Origin of the sequence: Paenibacillus sp. FSL W8-1187 (genome assembly GCF_037965485.1) — a bacterium.
Classification (GTDB): domain Bacteria; phylum Bacillota; class Bacilli; order Paenibacillales; family Paenibacillaceae; genus Paenibacillus_O; species Paenibacillus_O pasadenensis.
Genome location: NZ_CP150181.1, coordinates 125,001 through 139,445, shown reverse-complemented (window position 1 = coordinate 139,445; position 14,445 = coordinate 125,001). Strand labels below are relative to the sequence as shown.

The window sequence follows — 14,445 nt, the reverse complement described above, 5'->3', positions numbered from 1 at the left end:
TTTTTTCTTTACAGCTTTTTCGCGTTGTGATATTATCATTTATGCTAAATTGATGTTTTCGAGACGTGGCTCAGCTTGGTAGAGCGCTTGCTTCGGGAGCAAGAGGTCGCAGGTTCAAATCCTGTCGTCTCGACCATATTTCTTCGATACCGCCCCGCTGTCGCCGACAGCGGGGCTTTTTGCATCCTTTTTCCGCCAGGCGTCGTATGTTCCGGACCGGAAGTTTATAATAGAACCATAGACTCAGCATAGAAAGGCGGACGGATATGGGCATTTTCGACTTTCTCAAAGGGCAATTCATCGAGGTCATCGAGTGGCTGGACGGCACGGGAGACATGGTCTACCGCTTCCCCGTCTACGACAATGCGATCAAAATGGGCGCGAAGCTCGTCGTACGCGAATCCCAGGCCGCGATCTTCGTCAACGAAGGCCAGATCGCCGATGTGTTCGGCCCCGGCACCTACACGCTGAGCACGCAGAACCTGCCGGTGCTGACGGCGCTGCGCTCGTGGAAATACGGCTTCAACTCGCCGTTCAAGGCGGATGTCTACTTCGTCAGCACGCGCAATTTCACCCAGCTCAAGTGGGGCACGACGAATCCGGTGCTGATGCGCGACGCCGAGTTCGGCATGGTGCGCCTGCGCGGCTACGGCACGTATGCGCTGCGCGTCGGCGATCCGGCGCTGTTCCTGAAGGAGATCTTCGGCACGCAGGCGAGCTTCTCGGCCGAGTCGATCGCCGGCTACCTCAAGTCGCTCATCGTCTCCGGCGTCAGCGACCTGCTCGGCGAATCCCGCATTCCCGCGATCGACCTCGCCGCCTCCTACGACGAGCTCGGCCAGACGGCCGCCGCGAAGCTGCAGCCCCGCTTCGCCGCCATGGGCCTCAGCCTGACGGCGCTCACGGTGGAGAACCTGTCTCTCCCCGAGGAGGTGGAAAAGGCCGTCGACCGCCGCTCGTCGATGGGCGTCGTCGGCAATCTCGACACCTACCTCAAGTACCAGTCCGCCGAAGCGGTGCGCGAAGCGGCGAACAATCCCGGCGGCGACGCGGGAGCCGGCATCGGCCTCGGCGCCGGCATGGCGATGGGCCAGGCGCTCGGACGGGCGCTCGCCGGACAGGGCGAGCCCGCAGCCGCGGACAACGCGGCGGCCTCCGCGCCAGGCGCAGCCGGAGCGGCCGCGCGCAGCGACGGCCCGCCGTCCGGCGGCCAGCCCGCACGCGGCGGCGAAGCGCCGGCAGGCGGCGCGCCTGCGGACCGCTCCGCCGCCACTCCGGAGGCGACGGCCAAGAAGTTCTGCTCCGAATGCGGGCAGCCGCTCGCTCCCGGCGCGAAGTTCTGCTCGAACTGCGGGACCAAGGTGTAGCGCGCCATGGAGGAGCAAGCCATCGCCAAGGACGCGATCCGCTTCCCCTGCTCGAGCTGCGGCGGTCCGATGCTGTTCGACGCCGACACGCAGCAGCTCAAATGCGCCTACTGCGGCCGGCTGCAGGACATCGAGGCGGACGGTTCGGCGCCGATCGAGCATGCGCTGGACGGCGACGAGGACGGCGCCCCGACGGACTGGGGCCTCGAGCAGGTCGCGGTGCGCTGCGGCAGCTGCGGCGGCGAGAGCTTGATCCCGGCGCAGCAGACGGCGGCGATCTGTCCGTTCTGCGGCTCGCCCAAGGTGCTCCCGCATGCGCAGGAGCAGCTGATCCGCCCCGAGTCGCTCATTCCCTTCCGCATCGACAGGGACGACGCGGCCGCATCCTTCCGCGCCTGGAAGAAGAAGCGCTGGTTCCTGCCGAACGCCTTCAAAAAAGAAAACACGGCGGTCCAGCTCTCCGGCATCTACATTCCCTACTGGACCTACGACGCCGACACCGCCTCCTCCTACAGCGCGCGGCGCGGCGACTACCACTACCGCTCGGTCACGCGGACGCGGGTTGTCGACGGCAAGACGCAGACGTATACGGAGACGGAGCGCTACACGGTATGGAGGTCGGTCAGCGGCCATTACGACCGCTTCTTCAACGACGTGCTCATTCCCGCATCCGGCCATTATGACGCGCAGCTGCTCGACCGGCTCGGCAACTTCCGGCTGGACGGCCTGCTCGGCTACAAGCCCGACTACTTGAGCGGGTACATCGCCGAGCGCTATTCGGTCGGCCGCGACCAAGGCTGGGAGCGGGCCCGCCGGCGCATCGACGCCATGCTGGAGGACGACATCCGCTCAGAGATCGGCGGCGACGAGATCAGCGGCCTGACCATCGGCACCCAGGTGGCGGGCCGCACCTACAAGCATCTGCTGCTCCCGGTCTGGAACGCCGCCTATACGTACCGCGGCAAGCCGTTCCGCTTCATGGTCAACGGCCAGACCGGCCTCGTCTCCGGCGAGGCGCCGCGCAGCCCGTGGAAGATCGGCTTCTTCACGCTCGCCTGCCTGGCGGTCGCCGCCGCCATCGCGTGGTTCGTCATGCAGCAGCAAGGTTAGCTCCGGTTCGAATCGTATCCGGCCTCTTCGTTCCCATTCGGCGCAGCTGCGCCGATCCGCATCCGCTGCGGACCGCAAAGAAGCGCCCGCCCTCTCCGGAGGGCAGACGCTTCTTTGTGTGTTCTTGGGCCAAGGAGGGCTCCGGTTTCGGCTGAACGAACCGGCAACGAACCGGCACCCGCGGATGGCGATGCCGCTATCAGCGGGTTGGAGGGGCCGCCGCGCCGAGCGCTTCGGCGAGCTTGTCGACCGGCTGCGCGTCCGCGGGAATCTCCTGCGTGAACGCGGCCGGCTCATTCAGCTTGCTGTACGTCGTCGCGCTGCTCAGAACGGCCTTGAACGAGGCCGCGCCCCGCGGATCCGTGTAGGAGACGTTCAGGTCCAGGCTCTGGTAAGCCAGCTTGCCGTCCTTGATCGCGCCGATGAGCTTGACCTGCTCCAGCTTGAGCTGCTCGCGCAGCTGCTTGAACAGCTCGGAGTTCGGATCGGCCAGCTCCTTGCGGCTCGCCTCGGCCTCGGCCCTGTCCAGGCCGAGCGCCTGCAGATAGGCTTCGTTCGCCAGCACGACGTCGAGCACCGCCGGCAGCGCCTGCTCGGCCACGACGGCCATCGCCTGCTCGCCGCTCGCGCCGTCCGCCTGGAACTGCACGATAGAGTCCGCCTCCAGCCCTTGGGGCAGATTCGCTTCCTCCGGCTTCAGGCTCTTGAAGTAGGTCTTCTCCTCGAACGGCTTCATGAAAGCCGCTCCCGCCTCCAGCATGAGCCGCTGCTGGACCGACGGATCGAGCTTCTGCATCGGCTCGCCCTTCTCGCTGGCGAGCTTGTCGGCATCAATGACGACGTACTTGCCGGCCAGCTCCGACGGGATGAGATCCGGCACCTGGATGTATACCTTATCGCCCGTCATGATCATCGGCAGCGTCAGCTCCATCGGCGCCGACGGCAGCGTCAGCTTGACGGTCGCGTCTGTCCGCATCGGCTCCCGCTGGTAGATGCCGTCCATCTGAATCGTCATCCCCTTGGCCAGCTCCGCCATCAAGCCCGACAGATCCGGCTGGCCCTCCGGCTTCGCCGGCTCATCGGCGGCCGGCTGCGGCAGCTGAAGCTCCTTGAACGTCGCGGTCGACTGGAACGCGTACGAGCCAGCCGCGCTCAGCCCGGCAAGCGCCTGCTCCAGCTCCGCCTTCGGCGAAGCCTCTTCCCCCGTGCAGCCGGCGACCGCGAGCAGCGCGGCAGCGCCGAGCCCGGCAGCGGCAAGCTTCAAGGGGCGTGTCATGAACTTCAATGCATTTCCTCCTCTATCTCATTCCCATGCTCGTGAACCGACTCTCTGTATTCTACCATCGCCCGCGGCCGTTGAATAAGAGCGAGAACAAGACGGCCTGCTTTTCGCGATACGAATAACCTCCAGTATAGCAAATAAAGCCGCTCCCCTCAAAAGGGAAACGGCTCCAATCCGATCGCGGGGTCAGTCGGTCAGCCGCCTTCCGGATTATGATGATCGACATGATTCCGGTTTTTGACCTTCTTGCTGCCGGAAAGAGGCTGCTGCGGCTGTCCATGATCATGCCCCTGGCGGGAGGCCTTGCGGTCCTCGTCGGGGTTCGGGACAGGAATGCTGTCTGGCTTGCTCATGCGCGCGTCTCCTCCTTTCGTGCATTGTGAATGGAATCAAACCGAGCGGCTCAGCTCAGCGGATGATCCAGGTCGGTTTCGTTTTCATGGTTCAGATGGTCCTGGTGGCGCCGATCCTCGGTCTGCCGCTGAAGCTGGTTCGCATGATGAGCGTTGACCGGCTCCTGCTCCAGATCCTTCACGACGTTCTGCAGGTTCTTGTCCACGGCGCTTTTATTTTTGGTCATCGCTCGCTCTCCTCCCGCTACGCTTTGGTCAGGCGATGCAGAGCCTGCGCGCATTCATGCAGATGGCGGCGATAGTCGGCCACCTGCTGCTGCACGAGCTCCTTGCGCTCGTCGATCGTCTTTTTGGCTTCGTCCACATCAATGAGGCTGATCTCCACCTCGCGGCTGTCCACATAGGTCACCTTGAAGTCGTACGAATACATCTGATGCCCTGCCCCGTAAATCGTAACGCGGAGCGAGCGGTCATCCGCCTCGTCCTCGAATACCTCGCAGCGATCGGTCTCGTTCAAGACCGTCGGCAGCGTCTCCCGCCAGGCCTGCGCCAGCCGGGCCTGATCCAGCTTCAGCTCGTCAACTTTGCTCATGGTCGCCTTCCACCTCCATTCCCTAGGGTGCGACCGGATCAAGGTTTCTATGCTTGGCGGGTGCTGGAACCGCCGCTCCATTTATGCAAAAAACCGATCCCTCTTCAGGGATCGGTCGATTTTTCCGTATGGCGGAGAGAGTGGGATTCGCTCCGTCGCACAGCGCCTAACCGGCACTGATCATGCTCCTATCACGCCTGGGCCTACAAACACGATGTGTTTGCTTTACGGCCCGTTCGAATCCCACCTCGCCCTACGCAAAAAACCGATCCCTCTTCAGGGATCGGTCGATTTTTCCGTATGGCGGAGAGAGTGGGATTCGAACCCACGTGGGCTTGCACCCTAACGGTTTTCAAGACCGCCCCGTTATGACCGCTTCGGTATCTCTCCTCAAGGCAGTTACCCGAGCATTGTACCATAGGGCACTTGTCTCAGGCAACCGGCCCCGAACGGAAAGCTAGCCGCGCGGACCGATCTTTTCGATGCCGCCCATGTAAGAACGGAGCACCTCCGGCACGACGATCGTGCCGTCCGCTTGCTGGTAGTTCTCCAGCACGGCTGCGACCGTACGGCCGACCGCGAGGCCCGAGCCGTTGAGCGTATGCACGAACTCCGGCTTGCTCTTGGCGTCGCGGCGGAACCGGATGCCGGCCCGGCGCGCCTGGAAGTCCTCGCAGTTGGAGCACGACGAGATCTCGCGGTACGTGCCGGCGCTCGGCAGCCACACCTCCAGATCGTACGTCTTCGCCGCGGAAAAGCCCATGTCGCCCGTGCACAGCTGCAGCACGCGATAAGGCAGGCCGAGCAGCTGCAGGACGCGCTCGGCATTTTGCGTCATCGACTCAAGCTCGTCGTACGACTCCTCGGGCTTGGCGAGCTTGACCAGCTCGACCTTGTTGAACTGATGCTGGCGGATCAGGCCGCGCGTATCGCGTCCGGCCGCTCCCGCCTCGCTGCGGAAGCAGGCGCTGAACGCGACGAAGCGCTTCGGCAGCTCCTCGGCCGTCAGAATCTCCTCGCGGTGAAGGTTCGTCACCGATACCTCCGCCGTCGGAATGAGGTAGTAGTCGCTGTCCGTCAGCTTGAACAGATCCTCCTCGAACTTCGGCAGCTGGCCGGTGCCCACGAGGCTGTCGCGGTTGACGATCTGCGGCGGCAGCACTTCGGAATAGCCGTGCTGGTCGCTGTGCAGATCCATCATGAAGTTGAGCAGCGCGCGCTCGAGCCGCGCCCCGAGACCCGTGTAGAACACGAAGCGGGAGCCCGTCACCTTGGCGGCGCGCTCGAAGTCGAGCAGCCCAAGGCTCTCGGCGAGATCCCAGTGGGCCTTCGGCTCGAAGTCCAGCGCTGCCGGCTCCCCATGACGGCGGATCTCGACGTTGTCTTCCTCGCCTCCGCCGACCGGCACCGATTCATGCGGCAAGTTCGGCACGGCCAGCACGATCGCTTCCATCTCCTCGTCGAGAACGCGCAGCTCTTCGTCCAGCTCCTTGATCCGGTCGCCGACCTCGCGCATCTCGATGATCAGCGCTTCGGCGTCGCCGCCGCTTTTCTTGAGCTTGGCCACTTCCTGGGACACCGTGTTGCGGCGGGCCTTGAGCGTTTCGCCTTCCTGGATGATCGAGCGGCGCTTGGCATCCAGCTCGGGGAAGGCGCTGATCAGCTCCAGCGGCTTTTTGCGGTCGTTCAAGGCCTGAGCGACGCGGTCGTATTCGTTGCGAAGCAGTTTGAGATCCAGCACGAGACGTCTCACCTTTCTTTATGGGGAAATAACGGAAGGAAGGGCGGACGGTCAGCCCGTTCGCCCTGTCGCTTCCTTTGTTATGCTTGCGTCTTGGCCGCTGCCGCCTCACGGACCATGTCCGCGAAGTAGGCATGCAGCCGGTAATCGTCGGTCAGCTCCGGATGGAACGACGCTGCGAGCAGCGAGCCTTCGCGGGCCGCGACGATTTCGTCTTTGTATACCGAAAGCACGTCCACGCCTGGACCGACGCGGCCGATCAGCGGCGCGCGGATGAATACGGCGCGAATCGGCTCGTCGATGCCCTTGATGTCGAGCTCCGTCTCGAAGCTTTCCCGCTGACGGCCGAAGGCGTTGCGGACGACCGTCATGTCCATGAGGCCGAGATGGGCCTCCTCGCCGCCTTCGATTTCCTTGGCGAGGACGATCAGCCCCGCGCAGGTGCCGAACAAGGGCTTGCCCTGGGCATGGAACTGCCGGATCGCCTCGATGAAGCCGTACTTGCGCATCAGCTTGCCGATTGTCGTGCTCTCGCCGCCAGGAATGACCAGTCCGTCCAGCGCCTCCAGCTCTTCCGGACGCTTGACCGGAACGGCCTCCGCTCCGGCGGACTGAAGGCTGTGGATATGCTCGGCCACAGCGCCTTGCAGCGCCAGGACGCCAATTTTAGGGGCCATGAAGCGATTACCAGCCGCGGTCGGACATGCGCTCATGCGACGCCAGCTTGGAGATCTCGATGCCTTTCATCGGCGCGCCCAGGTTTTTGGACACTTCCGCGATCAGCTTGTAGTCGGTGTAGTGGGTCGTCGCCTCGACGATCGCGCGGGCGAAGCGCTCCGGATTGTCGGACTTGAAGATGCCGGAGCCGACGAAGACGCCGTCTGCGCCCAGATGCATCATGAGGGCGGCATCGGATGGCGTCGCTACGCCGCCAGCGGCGAAGTTGACGACCGGCAGCTTGCCCGTCTCATGCACGTTCAGCAGCAGCTCGTACGGCACGCCGAGATTTTTCGCTTCCGCGTACAACTCGTCCTTGGACAGGCTTTGCACCTTGCGGATCTGGCCCGTGATCAGGCGCATATGACGCACGGCTTCGACGATGTTGCCCGTTCCCGGCTCGCCCTTCGTGCGCATCATGGACGCGCCTTCCTGGATGCGGCGAAGCGCCTCGCCCAGATCCTTGGCGCCGCATACGAACGGCACGGTGAATTCGCGCTTGTCGATGTGGAACACCTCATCGGCAGGCGTGAGCACTTCGCTCTCGTCGATGTAGTCCGCTCCCAGCGCTTCCAGCACGCGCGCCTCGACGTAGTGACCGATACGGGCTTTGGCCATGACCGGGATGGAGACGACCTTCATGACTTCCTCAAGGACGGTCGGATCCGCCATGCGGGCGACGCCGCCGGCCGCGCGGATATCGGAAGGCACGCGCTCAAGCGCCATGACCGCCGTAGCGCCGGCCGCCTCCGCGATTTTCGCTTGCTCCGCATTCATGACGTCCATGATGACGCCGCCTTTTTGCATTTCTGCCATGCCGCGCTTGACGCGCGATGTACCTGTCTCCAACATTCCCATTTCCTCCTATAGTCTGATCAATCCGAGCGGATTATCCGAGCATGATTATCCCAAATTCTATCATCATTCCCCTTGGCGGGACAACATCTTAAAACAAATTCACGATGCCTTTGAACAAGCCGGAGAAGAACTCTCCGATGCCGCGCATCATGAGCGAGAACCAGCCCGCCTTCTCGACGTCCTCAGTCGCGACCAGATTGAGCTGCTTCGTCACGACCGAGCCGGACTCCGGATCCTTGAACTCGTACGTGACGGTGCCGATCTTCTGTCCGACCTTGACCGGCGCGACGAGCTCTCCGTCCGCCGGCAGGCTCGTCGAGGATACGACCGCCTGCGGCGTCGAGCCCTTCTTGACCATGAGCGAGAAATCCGATTCGGTCGCGATCGCTACGGTCTTGCTCTTGCCTTTGGCTAGTTTAACCGTTTCGGCCGATTCTACGACGGACTTGGGCTGCACGATCGTCTTGCGCTCCAGGTTGGTGAACGCCCAGTCGTAAAGCTTGCGCGTCTCGAGGAACCGCTTGCCCTTGTTCTTGGTGCCGTATACGACGCTGATCAGACGCGTGTCGCCGCGCTTGACGGTGCCGGTGAAGCAATAGCCGGCCGCGCTCAGGTAGCCCGTCTTCATGCCGTCCACTCCGTCATACGTATACTGGGCAAAGTTCGCATTGCCCTTGTTGCCCTCGAGCATCCAGTCGTTGTTGATCATCGGCTTGTCGTCCCGCTCGCGGAACTTGATGGAAGGAATCTTGGAATAGTCCAGAAACTCCGGATGCTCCTTGAGGATCGTCATCGCCAGCTTGGCCGTGTCCTTGGCTGCGATCAGAGTCGTATCGAGCAGGCCGGTCGAGCTGGTGAAGGTCGCCGTCGTCAGTCCGATCTCCTGCGCCGTGGCGTTCATCATCTCCACGAAGCCCGCCTCGCTGCCGCCGAGCTGCGTCGCCAGCGCGACCGTAGCATCGTTGGCCGAAGCGACGGACATCGCCGTATAAAGCTCCTTGACCGTATGCGTATCGCCTTCGGCCAGGTAGATCTGCGAGCCGTCTGCCGGCGTGCTTGCCGCTTCCTTGCTGACGGAAACCTCCTGCTCCCAGCTGAGCTTGCCTTCCTTGATCGCCTTGAGCACCATGTACTCGGTCATCATCTTGGTCATGCTCGCCGGCGGGAGCGGCTTGTCGATGTTGTAGCTGTACAGCAGCTGCCCCGTGTCCGCGTCGATGACGATCGCGGCGCTCACCGCCAGATCAAGCGGATTCGAGCTCGGGTTCTTGTCCGGATAGCTTGGAATCGTTGCAGGCGCGGTGGCTGCGGGCGCATCGGCTGCGGACGCCGCGTTCGTTGCCGTATTGGTAGTCGCTGCCGCATAGGCAGCTGGAATCGTCGAAGTCGCCGCGCAGGATCCTGCGAGCAGGGAGGCCGCCATGATAGCGGAGATGACCGGCTTTGCGAGCGCCGGAGCCAATCTTGCTTTCAACGTTTATTCTCTCCTTCACATGGGTTTGTCCAGCCCTTATTGTACCATACCGTCAACGAGACAGGGGATGTTTTTGCTTCGCCCTACGGCCCCTCGATCCCGCAAGACGCAAAAAAACAGGCCGCGCTGGCGGCCTGCCGTTGTAGAAGAAGCGGTTCCGGCGAGCTTCCTCTCGCTTAGAGCGAGTAGTTCGGAGCTTCCTTGGTGATCTGGACATCATGCGGATGGCTCTCGCGCAGACCGGCGCCCGTGATGCGGATGAACGACGTGTCGTTCTTCAGCTCCTCGATCGTCGCCGTACCGCAATAGCCCATGCCCGCGCGCAGGCCGCCGATCAGCTGATGGACCGTATCGGCCAGAGGTCCCTTGTACGGGAGACGCCCTTCGATGCCTTCCGGCACGAGCTTGTTCTCGTTCTCTTGGAAATAGCGGTCCTTGCTGCCTTCCTTCATCGCGCCGAGCGAGCCCATGCCGCGATAGACCTTGAACCGGCGGCCTTGATAAATCTCCGATTCGCCCGGGCTTTCTTCCGTTCCGGCGAACAGGCTGCCGATCATGATCGCGCTCGCTCCAGCGGCGATCGCCTTGGTGATGTCGCCGGAATATTTGATGCCGCCGTCTGCGATGACCGGCACTCCATATTCGCGGGCAACCGTCGCGCAGTCATAGATCGCCGTGATCTGCGGCACGCCGATGCCGGCGATGACGCGGGTCGTGCAGATCGAGCCGGGTCCGATGCCGACCTTGACGACAGAGGCGCCTGCTTCGATCAGGTCGCGCGTCGCCTCGCCGGTCGCCACGTTGCCCGCGATGATCGTCAGCTCCGGATATTGGCCTCTGAGCGTGCGGACCATCTCGATGATATTGATATGATGACCGTGCGCGGAGTCTACGACCAGCACGTCGATCCCCGCCTTGACGAGGGCTTCTGCGCGCTCCAGCGAATCCTTGGATACGCCGATCGCGGCTCCGCAGAGCAGCCGTCCTTGCTTGTCCTTTGCCGCTTTCGGGAACTGGATCGCCTTCTCGATGTCCTTGATCGTGATGAGGCCCTTGAGCGTGTTCGTCTCGTCGACGAGCGGCAGCTTCTCGATCTTATGCTTCTGCAGCAGCACCTCGGCCTCCTGCAGCGTCGTGCCGACCGGAGCGGTGACCAGCTCCTCGCGCGTCATGACGTCGCTGATCTTCATGGAGTAATCGTGTACGAATCGAAGGTCGCGGTTCGTCAGGATGCCGACCAGCTTGCCTGCATCATCGACGATAGGAACGCCCGAGATCCGGTATTTGCCCATAAGCTCCTCGGCGTCATAGACATGATGCTCCGGCGTCAGGGAGAACGGATTGGTGATGACGCCGCTCTCGGACCGCTTGACCCGATCGACCTCTTCCGCCTGCTGGGCCACGCTCATGTTCTTATGAATGATGCCGATGCCGCCCTCGCGAGCCAGCGCGATCGCGAGCGCCGCCTCCGTCACGGTGTCCATGCCCGCGCTGATGAGCGGAATGTTGAGCTTGACTGACTCGCTCAGTCGCGTACCGATCTCCACTTCCCGAGGAAGCACTTCCGAGCGGCGGGGGACAAGCAGAACATCGTCGAAGGTAAGGCCTTCCTTAGCGAATTTCGTTTCCCACACGAATGATTTCCTCCTAATTCTTATGGCTTGCCGAATATATTATTGACCATCTTAGCAGAGGGGTCTAGGGCTGTCAAGGCAAGGAAAATCCTGCTTTCATAAGGATTTTCAAGCCTTTCCGGCACCGATTCGGACCGTTTTCGCGAGCCTTTAGGAGGAGGCTCCGGCCGGCTTGGCCGGCATCGGATACAGGCATTTCGGACTCCAGAGCAGATACTCCTTGACGCCCGCATCCTGCGCTGCGCGAATCTGCTCCCGCAGCTCCGCCTCTCCGTACACCCGGTGCGGATGAAGCCAGGTCGCCGTAAAGCTCTGCAGCCAAGGACGGATCGCAGCCGGCTGCGTCCCTCCTTGCAGCAGATGGCGGTTGCGCGCCGAAGCATCCGTCATCGCTTTATGAATGACTTCGAATGGACTCAGGTCCGGCTCTGCGATGCCGTACATCCCCGGCGAATAATGGGAAGGATACACCATCGGCGAGATCGAGTCCACGCGCGAAGCGACGGTGCGCCAGGACTGGCCGATGCCCATATCGTCCGGGGAAGAGGTCACGAGTCCAAAAACATCGGCCGAAACCTTCGCTCCTGTGCGATGGATCGCATCCGCGGCTTGTCCGAGAAAAGCGCCGATCGCCTCGCTCTTCGCTCCCGCGCCGGCTCCGTAGTCGAGCTTCGCCTCCGTCGCAGCGCCGTTGGCGGGGAAGCGGACATAGTCGAACTGAATCTCGTCGAATCCAAGCTCGGCCGCTTCCTTGGCGATAGCGATGTTGTAGCTCCATACTTCCTTGCGGTGAGGATTGATCCAAGCCTTGCGCTTCGCGTCCCGCCACACCTTCCCGTTCTTCTGGTGAATCGCCCAATCGGGCACTTTGCTCGCCAGCAGCGCGTCCTTGAATACGACCTGCCGCCCGATGACATACACGCCGGCTCGATGCAGCTGCTCGACCAGCGCTTTCGGATCGTCGATCAACGGCCTGCTGTCGGTGCCTAGCCGCTTCGCTAGCTTGACCTGGGAAGCATAGGTCATCAAGCCGTAGTCATCCTTGATGTCGATGACCATCGCATTCAGCTCGGTGCGGGCGACCAGCTCCATCAAACGCCCCATCGCCCGTCTGCTGCCTGCGGCGTAGCCGGACACATAGATGCCTCTTACCGGCTCTTCCCGCTTTGTCGCAGACGCTCGGGCCGGCGTCTCGACCGCTGCCGCCAGCTCTACGTCCGCCGGGGGCGAAGCTCGCCAGACGCCAGGCAACGAAGAAGGTACGGCCGCACCTTGCGCGTTTCGTTCCAGAACAGACGGCACGCTATTGGGCCGACCCTGCTCTTTCTCAGGACTGGTTCCATCCAGCCCCCCTTGCGAGCAGCTGGCCATCAGCAGCGCAGCAGCGGCTGCCAGTCCAATTTCCCGGCCTTTCCTGCGGCCCTTTTGCATGACGCTCCCTCCTTGAACCCATCGGTGAACGTAGTATGGACTTTATTCCCTTTAAAAACCCCATTGCTCCAGCTCCAGAAAATGATGGCAACAAGTTCAGGTCGGAACGAAGGCATGCTTGGTTCGTCCCGTTCCGGTTTATGCCCCAAATGCAAAAAGCCGCCGCATCCGAAGATGCGGCGGCTCGTGATTGCAAGTGCTTGGCGACGTCCTACTCTCCCAGGACCCTGCGGTCCAAGTACCATCGGCGCTGGAAGGCTTAACGGTCGTGTTCGGGATGGGTACGCGTGGTTCCCTTCCGCCATCGCCACCAAACGTCCTGCTTGCTCAAGGCGTAGGCTTGCGCCCTGAAAACTGGATCGAACGAAATGCCGTGCTGACCGGCTGGTTCTTGCTTGAATAGGATAAGCCCTCGACCGATTAGTACTCGTCAGCTGCACACGTTGCCGCGCTTCCACCTCGAGCCTATCGACCTGGTCGTCTTCCAGGGGTCTTACATACTGGGAAATCTCATCTTGAGGGGGGCTTCGCGCTTAGATGCTTTCAGCGCTTATCCCGTCCGTACGTAGCTACCCAGCGGTGCTCCTGGCGGAACAACTGGTACACCAGCGGTACGTCCATCCCGGTCCTCTCGTACTAAGGACAGCTCCTCTCAAATTTCCTACGCCCACGACAGATAGGGACCGAACTGTCTCACGACGTTCTGAACCCAGCTCGCGTACCGCTTTAATGGGCGAACAGCCCAACCCTTGGGACCTACTTCAGCCCCAGGATGCGATGAGCCGACATCGAGGTGCCAAACCTCCCCGTCGATGTGGACTCTTGGGGGAGATAAGCCTGTTATCCCCAGGGTAGCTTTTATCCGTTGAGCGATGGCCCTTCCATTCGGTACCACCGGATCACTAAGCCCGACTTTCGTCCCTGCTCGACTTGTTGGTCTCGCAGTCAAGCTCCCTTATGCCTTTGCACGCTTCGAATGATTTCCAACCATTCTGAGGGAACCTTTGGGCGCCTCCGTTACATTTTAGGAGGCGACCGCCCCAGTCAAACTGCCCGCCTGACACGGTCCCTTCACCGGTTTCACGGTGACAGGTTAGAACTCCGATACGATCAGGGTGGTATCCCAACGGCGCCTCCACCGAAGCTGGCGCTCCGGCTTCCTAGGCTCCCACCTATCCTGTACAGATCGTACCAAAGTCCAATATCAAGCTGCAGTAAAGCTCCATGGGGTCTTTCCGTCTTGTCGCGGGTAACCTGCATCTTCACAGGTAGTAAAATTTCACCGGATCTCTCGTTGAGACAGCGCCCAAGTCGTTACGCCATTCGTGCGGGTCAGAATTTACCTGACAAGGAATTTCGCTACCTTAGGACCGTTATAGTTACGGCCGCCGTTTACTGGGGCTTCGGTTCACAGCTTCGGGTTACCCCTAACCGCTCCCCTTAACCTTCCAGCACCGGGCAGGCGTCAGCCCGTATACTTCGCCTTACGGCTTCGCACAGACCTGTGTTTTTGCTAAACAGTCGCTTGGGCCTTTTCACTGCGGCCCCCTCGGGCTATTCACCCTACCGAGGCACCCCTTCTCCCGAAGTTACGGGGTCATGTTGCCGAGTTCCTTAACGAGAGTTACTCCGCGCGCCTTAGCATGCTCTGCTCGCCTACCTGTGTCGGTTTGCGGTACGGGCACCTTCGCCTGGCTAGAAGCTTTTCTTGGCAGCTGGAGATCATGACCTTCGGTACTGTAAGTTTCCCTCCCCATCACAGCCCAGCCTTACGGTTTGCGGATTTGCCAACAAACCAGCCTCACTGCTTGGACGGACACATCCATCGGTCCGCGTCACTACCCTTCTGCGTCACTCCATTGCTCATAACGGCTTACGGTGGTACA

Annotated in this window: 12 protein-coding genes, 2 tRNA genes and 2 rRNA genes (1 of these 16 cut by a window edge); 3 read left to right on the top strand and 13 right to left on the bottom strand. The window is 61.9% G+C overall.

Annotation, left to right across the window (positions count from 1 at the left end):
- The first annotated feature begins 59 nt into the window (after positions 1-59).
- The 3 genes from NYE40_RS00630 to NYE40_RS00620 all read left to right on the top strand — a co-directional run bounded on the left by NYE40_RS00630 (position 60) and on the right by NYE40_RS00620 (position 2,477).
- Positions 60-136: transfer RNA gene (locus NYE40_RS00630), tRNA-Pro, on the top strand.
- Between the two features lie 130 nt (positions 137-266).
- Positions 267-1,367: an SPFH domain-containing protein gene (locus tag NYE40_RS00625; RefSeq protein WP_339279157.1), complete on the top strand. Its 1,101-nt coding sequence runs from the start codon at positions 267-269 to the stop codon at positions 1,365-1,367.
- 6 nt (positions 1,368-1,373) lie between these two features.
- Complete coding sequence (locus NYE40_RS00620) at positions 1,374-2,477, top strand: hypothetical protein (RefSeq protein ID WP_339279156.1); 1,104 nt, start codon at positions 1,374-1,376, stop codon at positions 2,475-2,477.
- A 199-nt stretch (positions 2,478-2,676) separates the two neighbouring features.
- Here NYE40_RS00620 and NYE40_RS00615 read toward each other — a convergent pair whose 3' ends face one another.
- From NYE40_RS00615 to NYE40_RS00555, 13 genes are all read right to left on the bottom strand, one after another.
- A complete protein-coding gene (locus NYE40_RS00615; protein WP_339279155.1) occupies positions 2,677-3,762 on the bottom strand; it encodes a hypothetical protein in 1,086 nt (361 codons plus the stop codon).
- A 191-nt stretch (positions 3,763-3,953) separates the two neighbouring features.
- Positions 3,954-4,112 (bottom strand): small acid-soluble spore protein P, encoded by a 159-nt coding sequence (locus NYE40_RS00610; RefSeq protein ID WP_028600732.1) that lies wholly within the window; start codon positions 4,110-4,112, stop codon positions 3,954-3,956.
- A gap of 50 nt (positions 4,113-4,162) precedes the next feature.
- Positions 4,163-4,339, bottom strand: a complete 177-nt coding sequence (locus NYE40_RS00605) for a hypothetical protein (RefSeq protein ID WP_164820126.1) — start codon at positions 4,337-4,339, stop codon at positions 4,163-4,165.
- Between the two features lie 17 nt (positions 4,340-4,356).
- A complete protein-coding gene (locus NYE40_RS00600; RefSeq protein WP_028600733.1) occupies positions 4,357-4,704 on the bottom strand; it encodes a hypothetical protein in 348 nt (115 codons plus the stop codon).
- Positions 4,705-5,005: 301 nt separating this feature from the next.
- Positions 5,006-5,094 (bottom strand) — tRNA-Ser (locus NYE40_RS00595).
- 67 nt (positions 5,095-5,161) lie between these two features.
- On the bottom strand, positions 5,162-6,445 hold the full coding sequence (gene serS / locus NYE40_RS00590) for a serine--tRNA ligase (RefSeq protein ID WP_028600734.1): 1,284 nt from the start codon (positions 6,443-6,445) through the stop codon (positions 5,162-5,164).
- An 80-nt stretch (positions 6,446-6,525) separates the two neighbouring features.
- On the bottom strand, positions 6,526-7,122 hold the full coding sequence (gene pdxT, locus NYE40_RS00585) for a pyridoxal 5'-phosphate synthase glutaminase subunit PdxT (protein ID WP_028600735.1): 597 nt from the start codon (positions 7,120-7,122) through the stop codon (positions 6,526-6,528).
- Positions 7,123-7,129: 7 nt separating this feature from the next.
- Positions 7,130-8,014 (bottom strand): pyridoxal 5'-phosphate synthase lyase subunit PdxS, encoded by an 885-nt coding sequence (gene pdxS, locus NYE40_RS00580; protein ID WP_205621437.1) that lies wholly within the window; start codon positions 8,012-8,014, stop codon positions 7,130-7,132.
- Between the two features lie 94 nt (positions 8,015-8,108).
- On the bottom strand, positions 8,109-9,494 hold the full coding sequence (locus NYE40_RS00575; protein ID WP_028600737.1) for a D-alanyl-D-alanine carboxypeptidase family protein: 1,386 nt from the start codon (positions 9,492-9,494) through the stop codon (positions 8,109-8,111).
- Positions 9,495-9,670: 176 nt separating this feature from the next.
- A complete protein-coding gene (gene guaB, locus NYE40_RS00570) occupies positions 9,671-11,128 on the bottom strand; it encodes an IMP dehydrogenase (RefSeq protein ID WP_028600738.1) in 1,458 nt (485 codons plus the stop codon).
- A gap of 150 nt (positions 11,129-11,278) precedes the next feature.
- Complete coding sequence (locus NYE40_RS00565; RefSeq protein ID WP_052333664.1) at positions 11,279-12,559, bottom strand: putative glycoside hydrolase; 1,281 nt, start codon at positions 12,557-12,559, stop codon at positions 11,279-11,281.
- A gap of 198 nt (positions 12,560-12,757) precedes the next feature.
- A 5S ribosomal RNA gene (gene rrf / locus NYE40_RS00560) occupies positions 12,758-12,874 on the bottom strand.
- An 85-nt stretch (positions 12,875-12,959) separates the two neighbouring features.
- Positions 12,960-14,445: ribosomal RNA gene (locus NYE40_RS00555) — 23S ribosomal RNA — on the bottom strand; it runs 1,443 nt beyond the window's last position.

Excerpts from the sequence above, each read along its gene's own strand:
- NYE40_RS00600 (WP_028600733.1), bottom strand. The coding sequence starts at position 4,704 with ATGAGCAAAGTTGACGAGCTGAAGCTGGATCAGGCCCGGCTGGCGCAG.
- NYE40_RS00565 (WP_052333664.1), bottom strand. The coding sequence starts at position 12,559 with ATGCAAAAGGGCCGCAGGAAAGGCCGGGAAATTGGACTGGCAGCCGCT.
- NYE40_RS00605 (WP_164820126.1), bottom strand. The coding sequence starts at position 4,339 with ATGACCAAAAATAAAAGCGCCGTGGACAAGAACCTGCAGAACGTCGTG.
- NYE40_RS00625 (WP_339279157.1), top strand. The coding sequence starts at position 267 with ATGGGCATTTTCGACTTTCTCAAAGGGCAATTCATCGAGGTCATCGAG.
- pdxT (WP_028600735.1), bottom strand. The coding sequence starts at position 7,122 with ATGGCCCCTAAAATTGGCGTCCTGGCGCTGCAAGGCGCTGTGGCCGAG.
- NYE40_RS00610 (WP_028600732.1), bottom strand. The coding sequence starts at position 4,112 with ATGAGCAAGCCAGACAGCATTCCTGTCCCGAACCCCGACGAGGACCGC.
- pdxS (WP_205621437.1), bottom strand. The coding sequence starts at position 8,014 with ATGTTGGAGACAGGTACATCGCGCGTCAAGCGCGGCATGGCAGAAATG.
- NYE40_RS00620 (WP_339279156.1), top strand. The coding sequence starts at position 1,374 with ATGGAGGAGCAAGCCATCGCCAAGGACGCGATCCGCTTCCCCTGCTCG.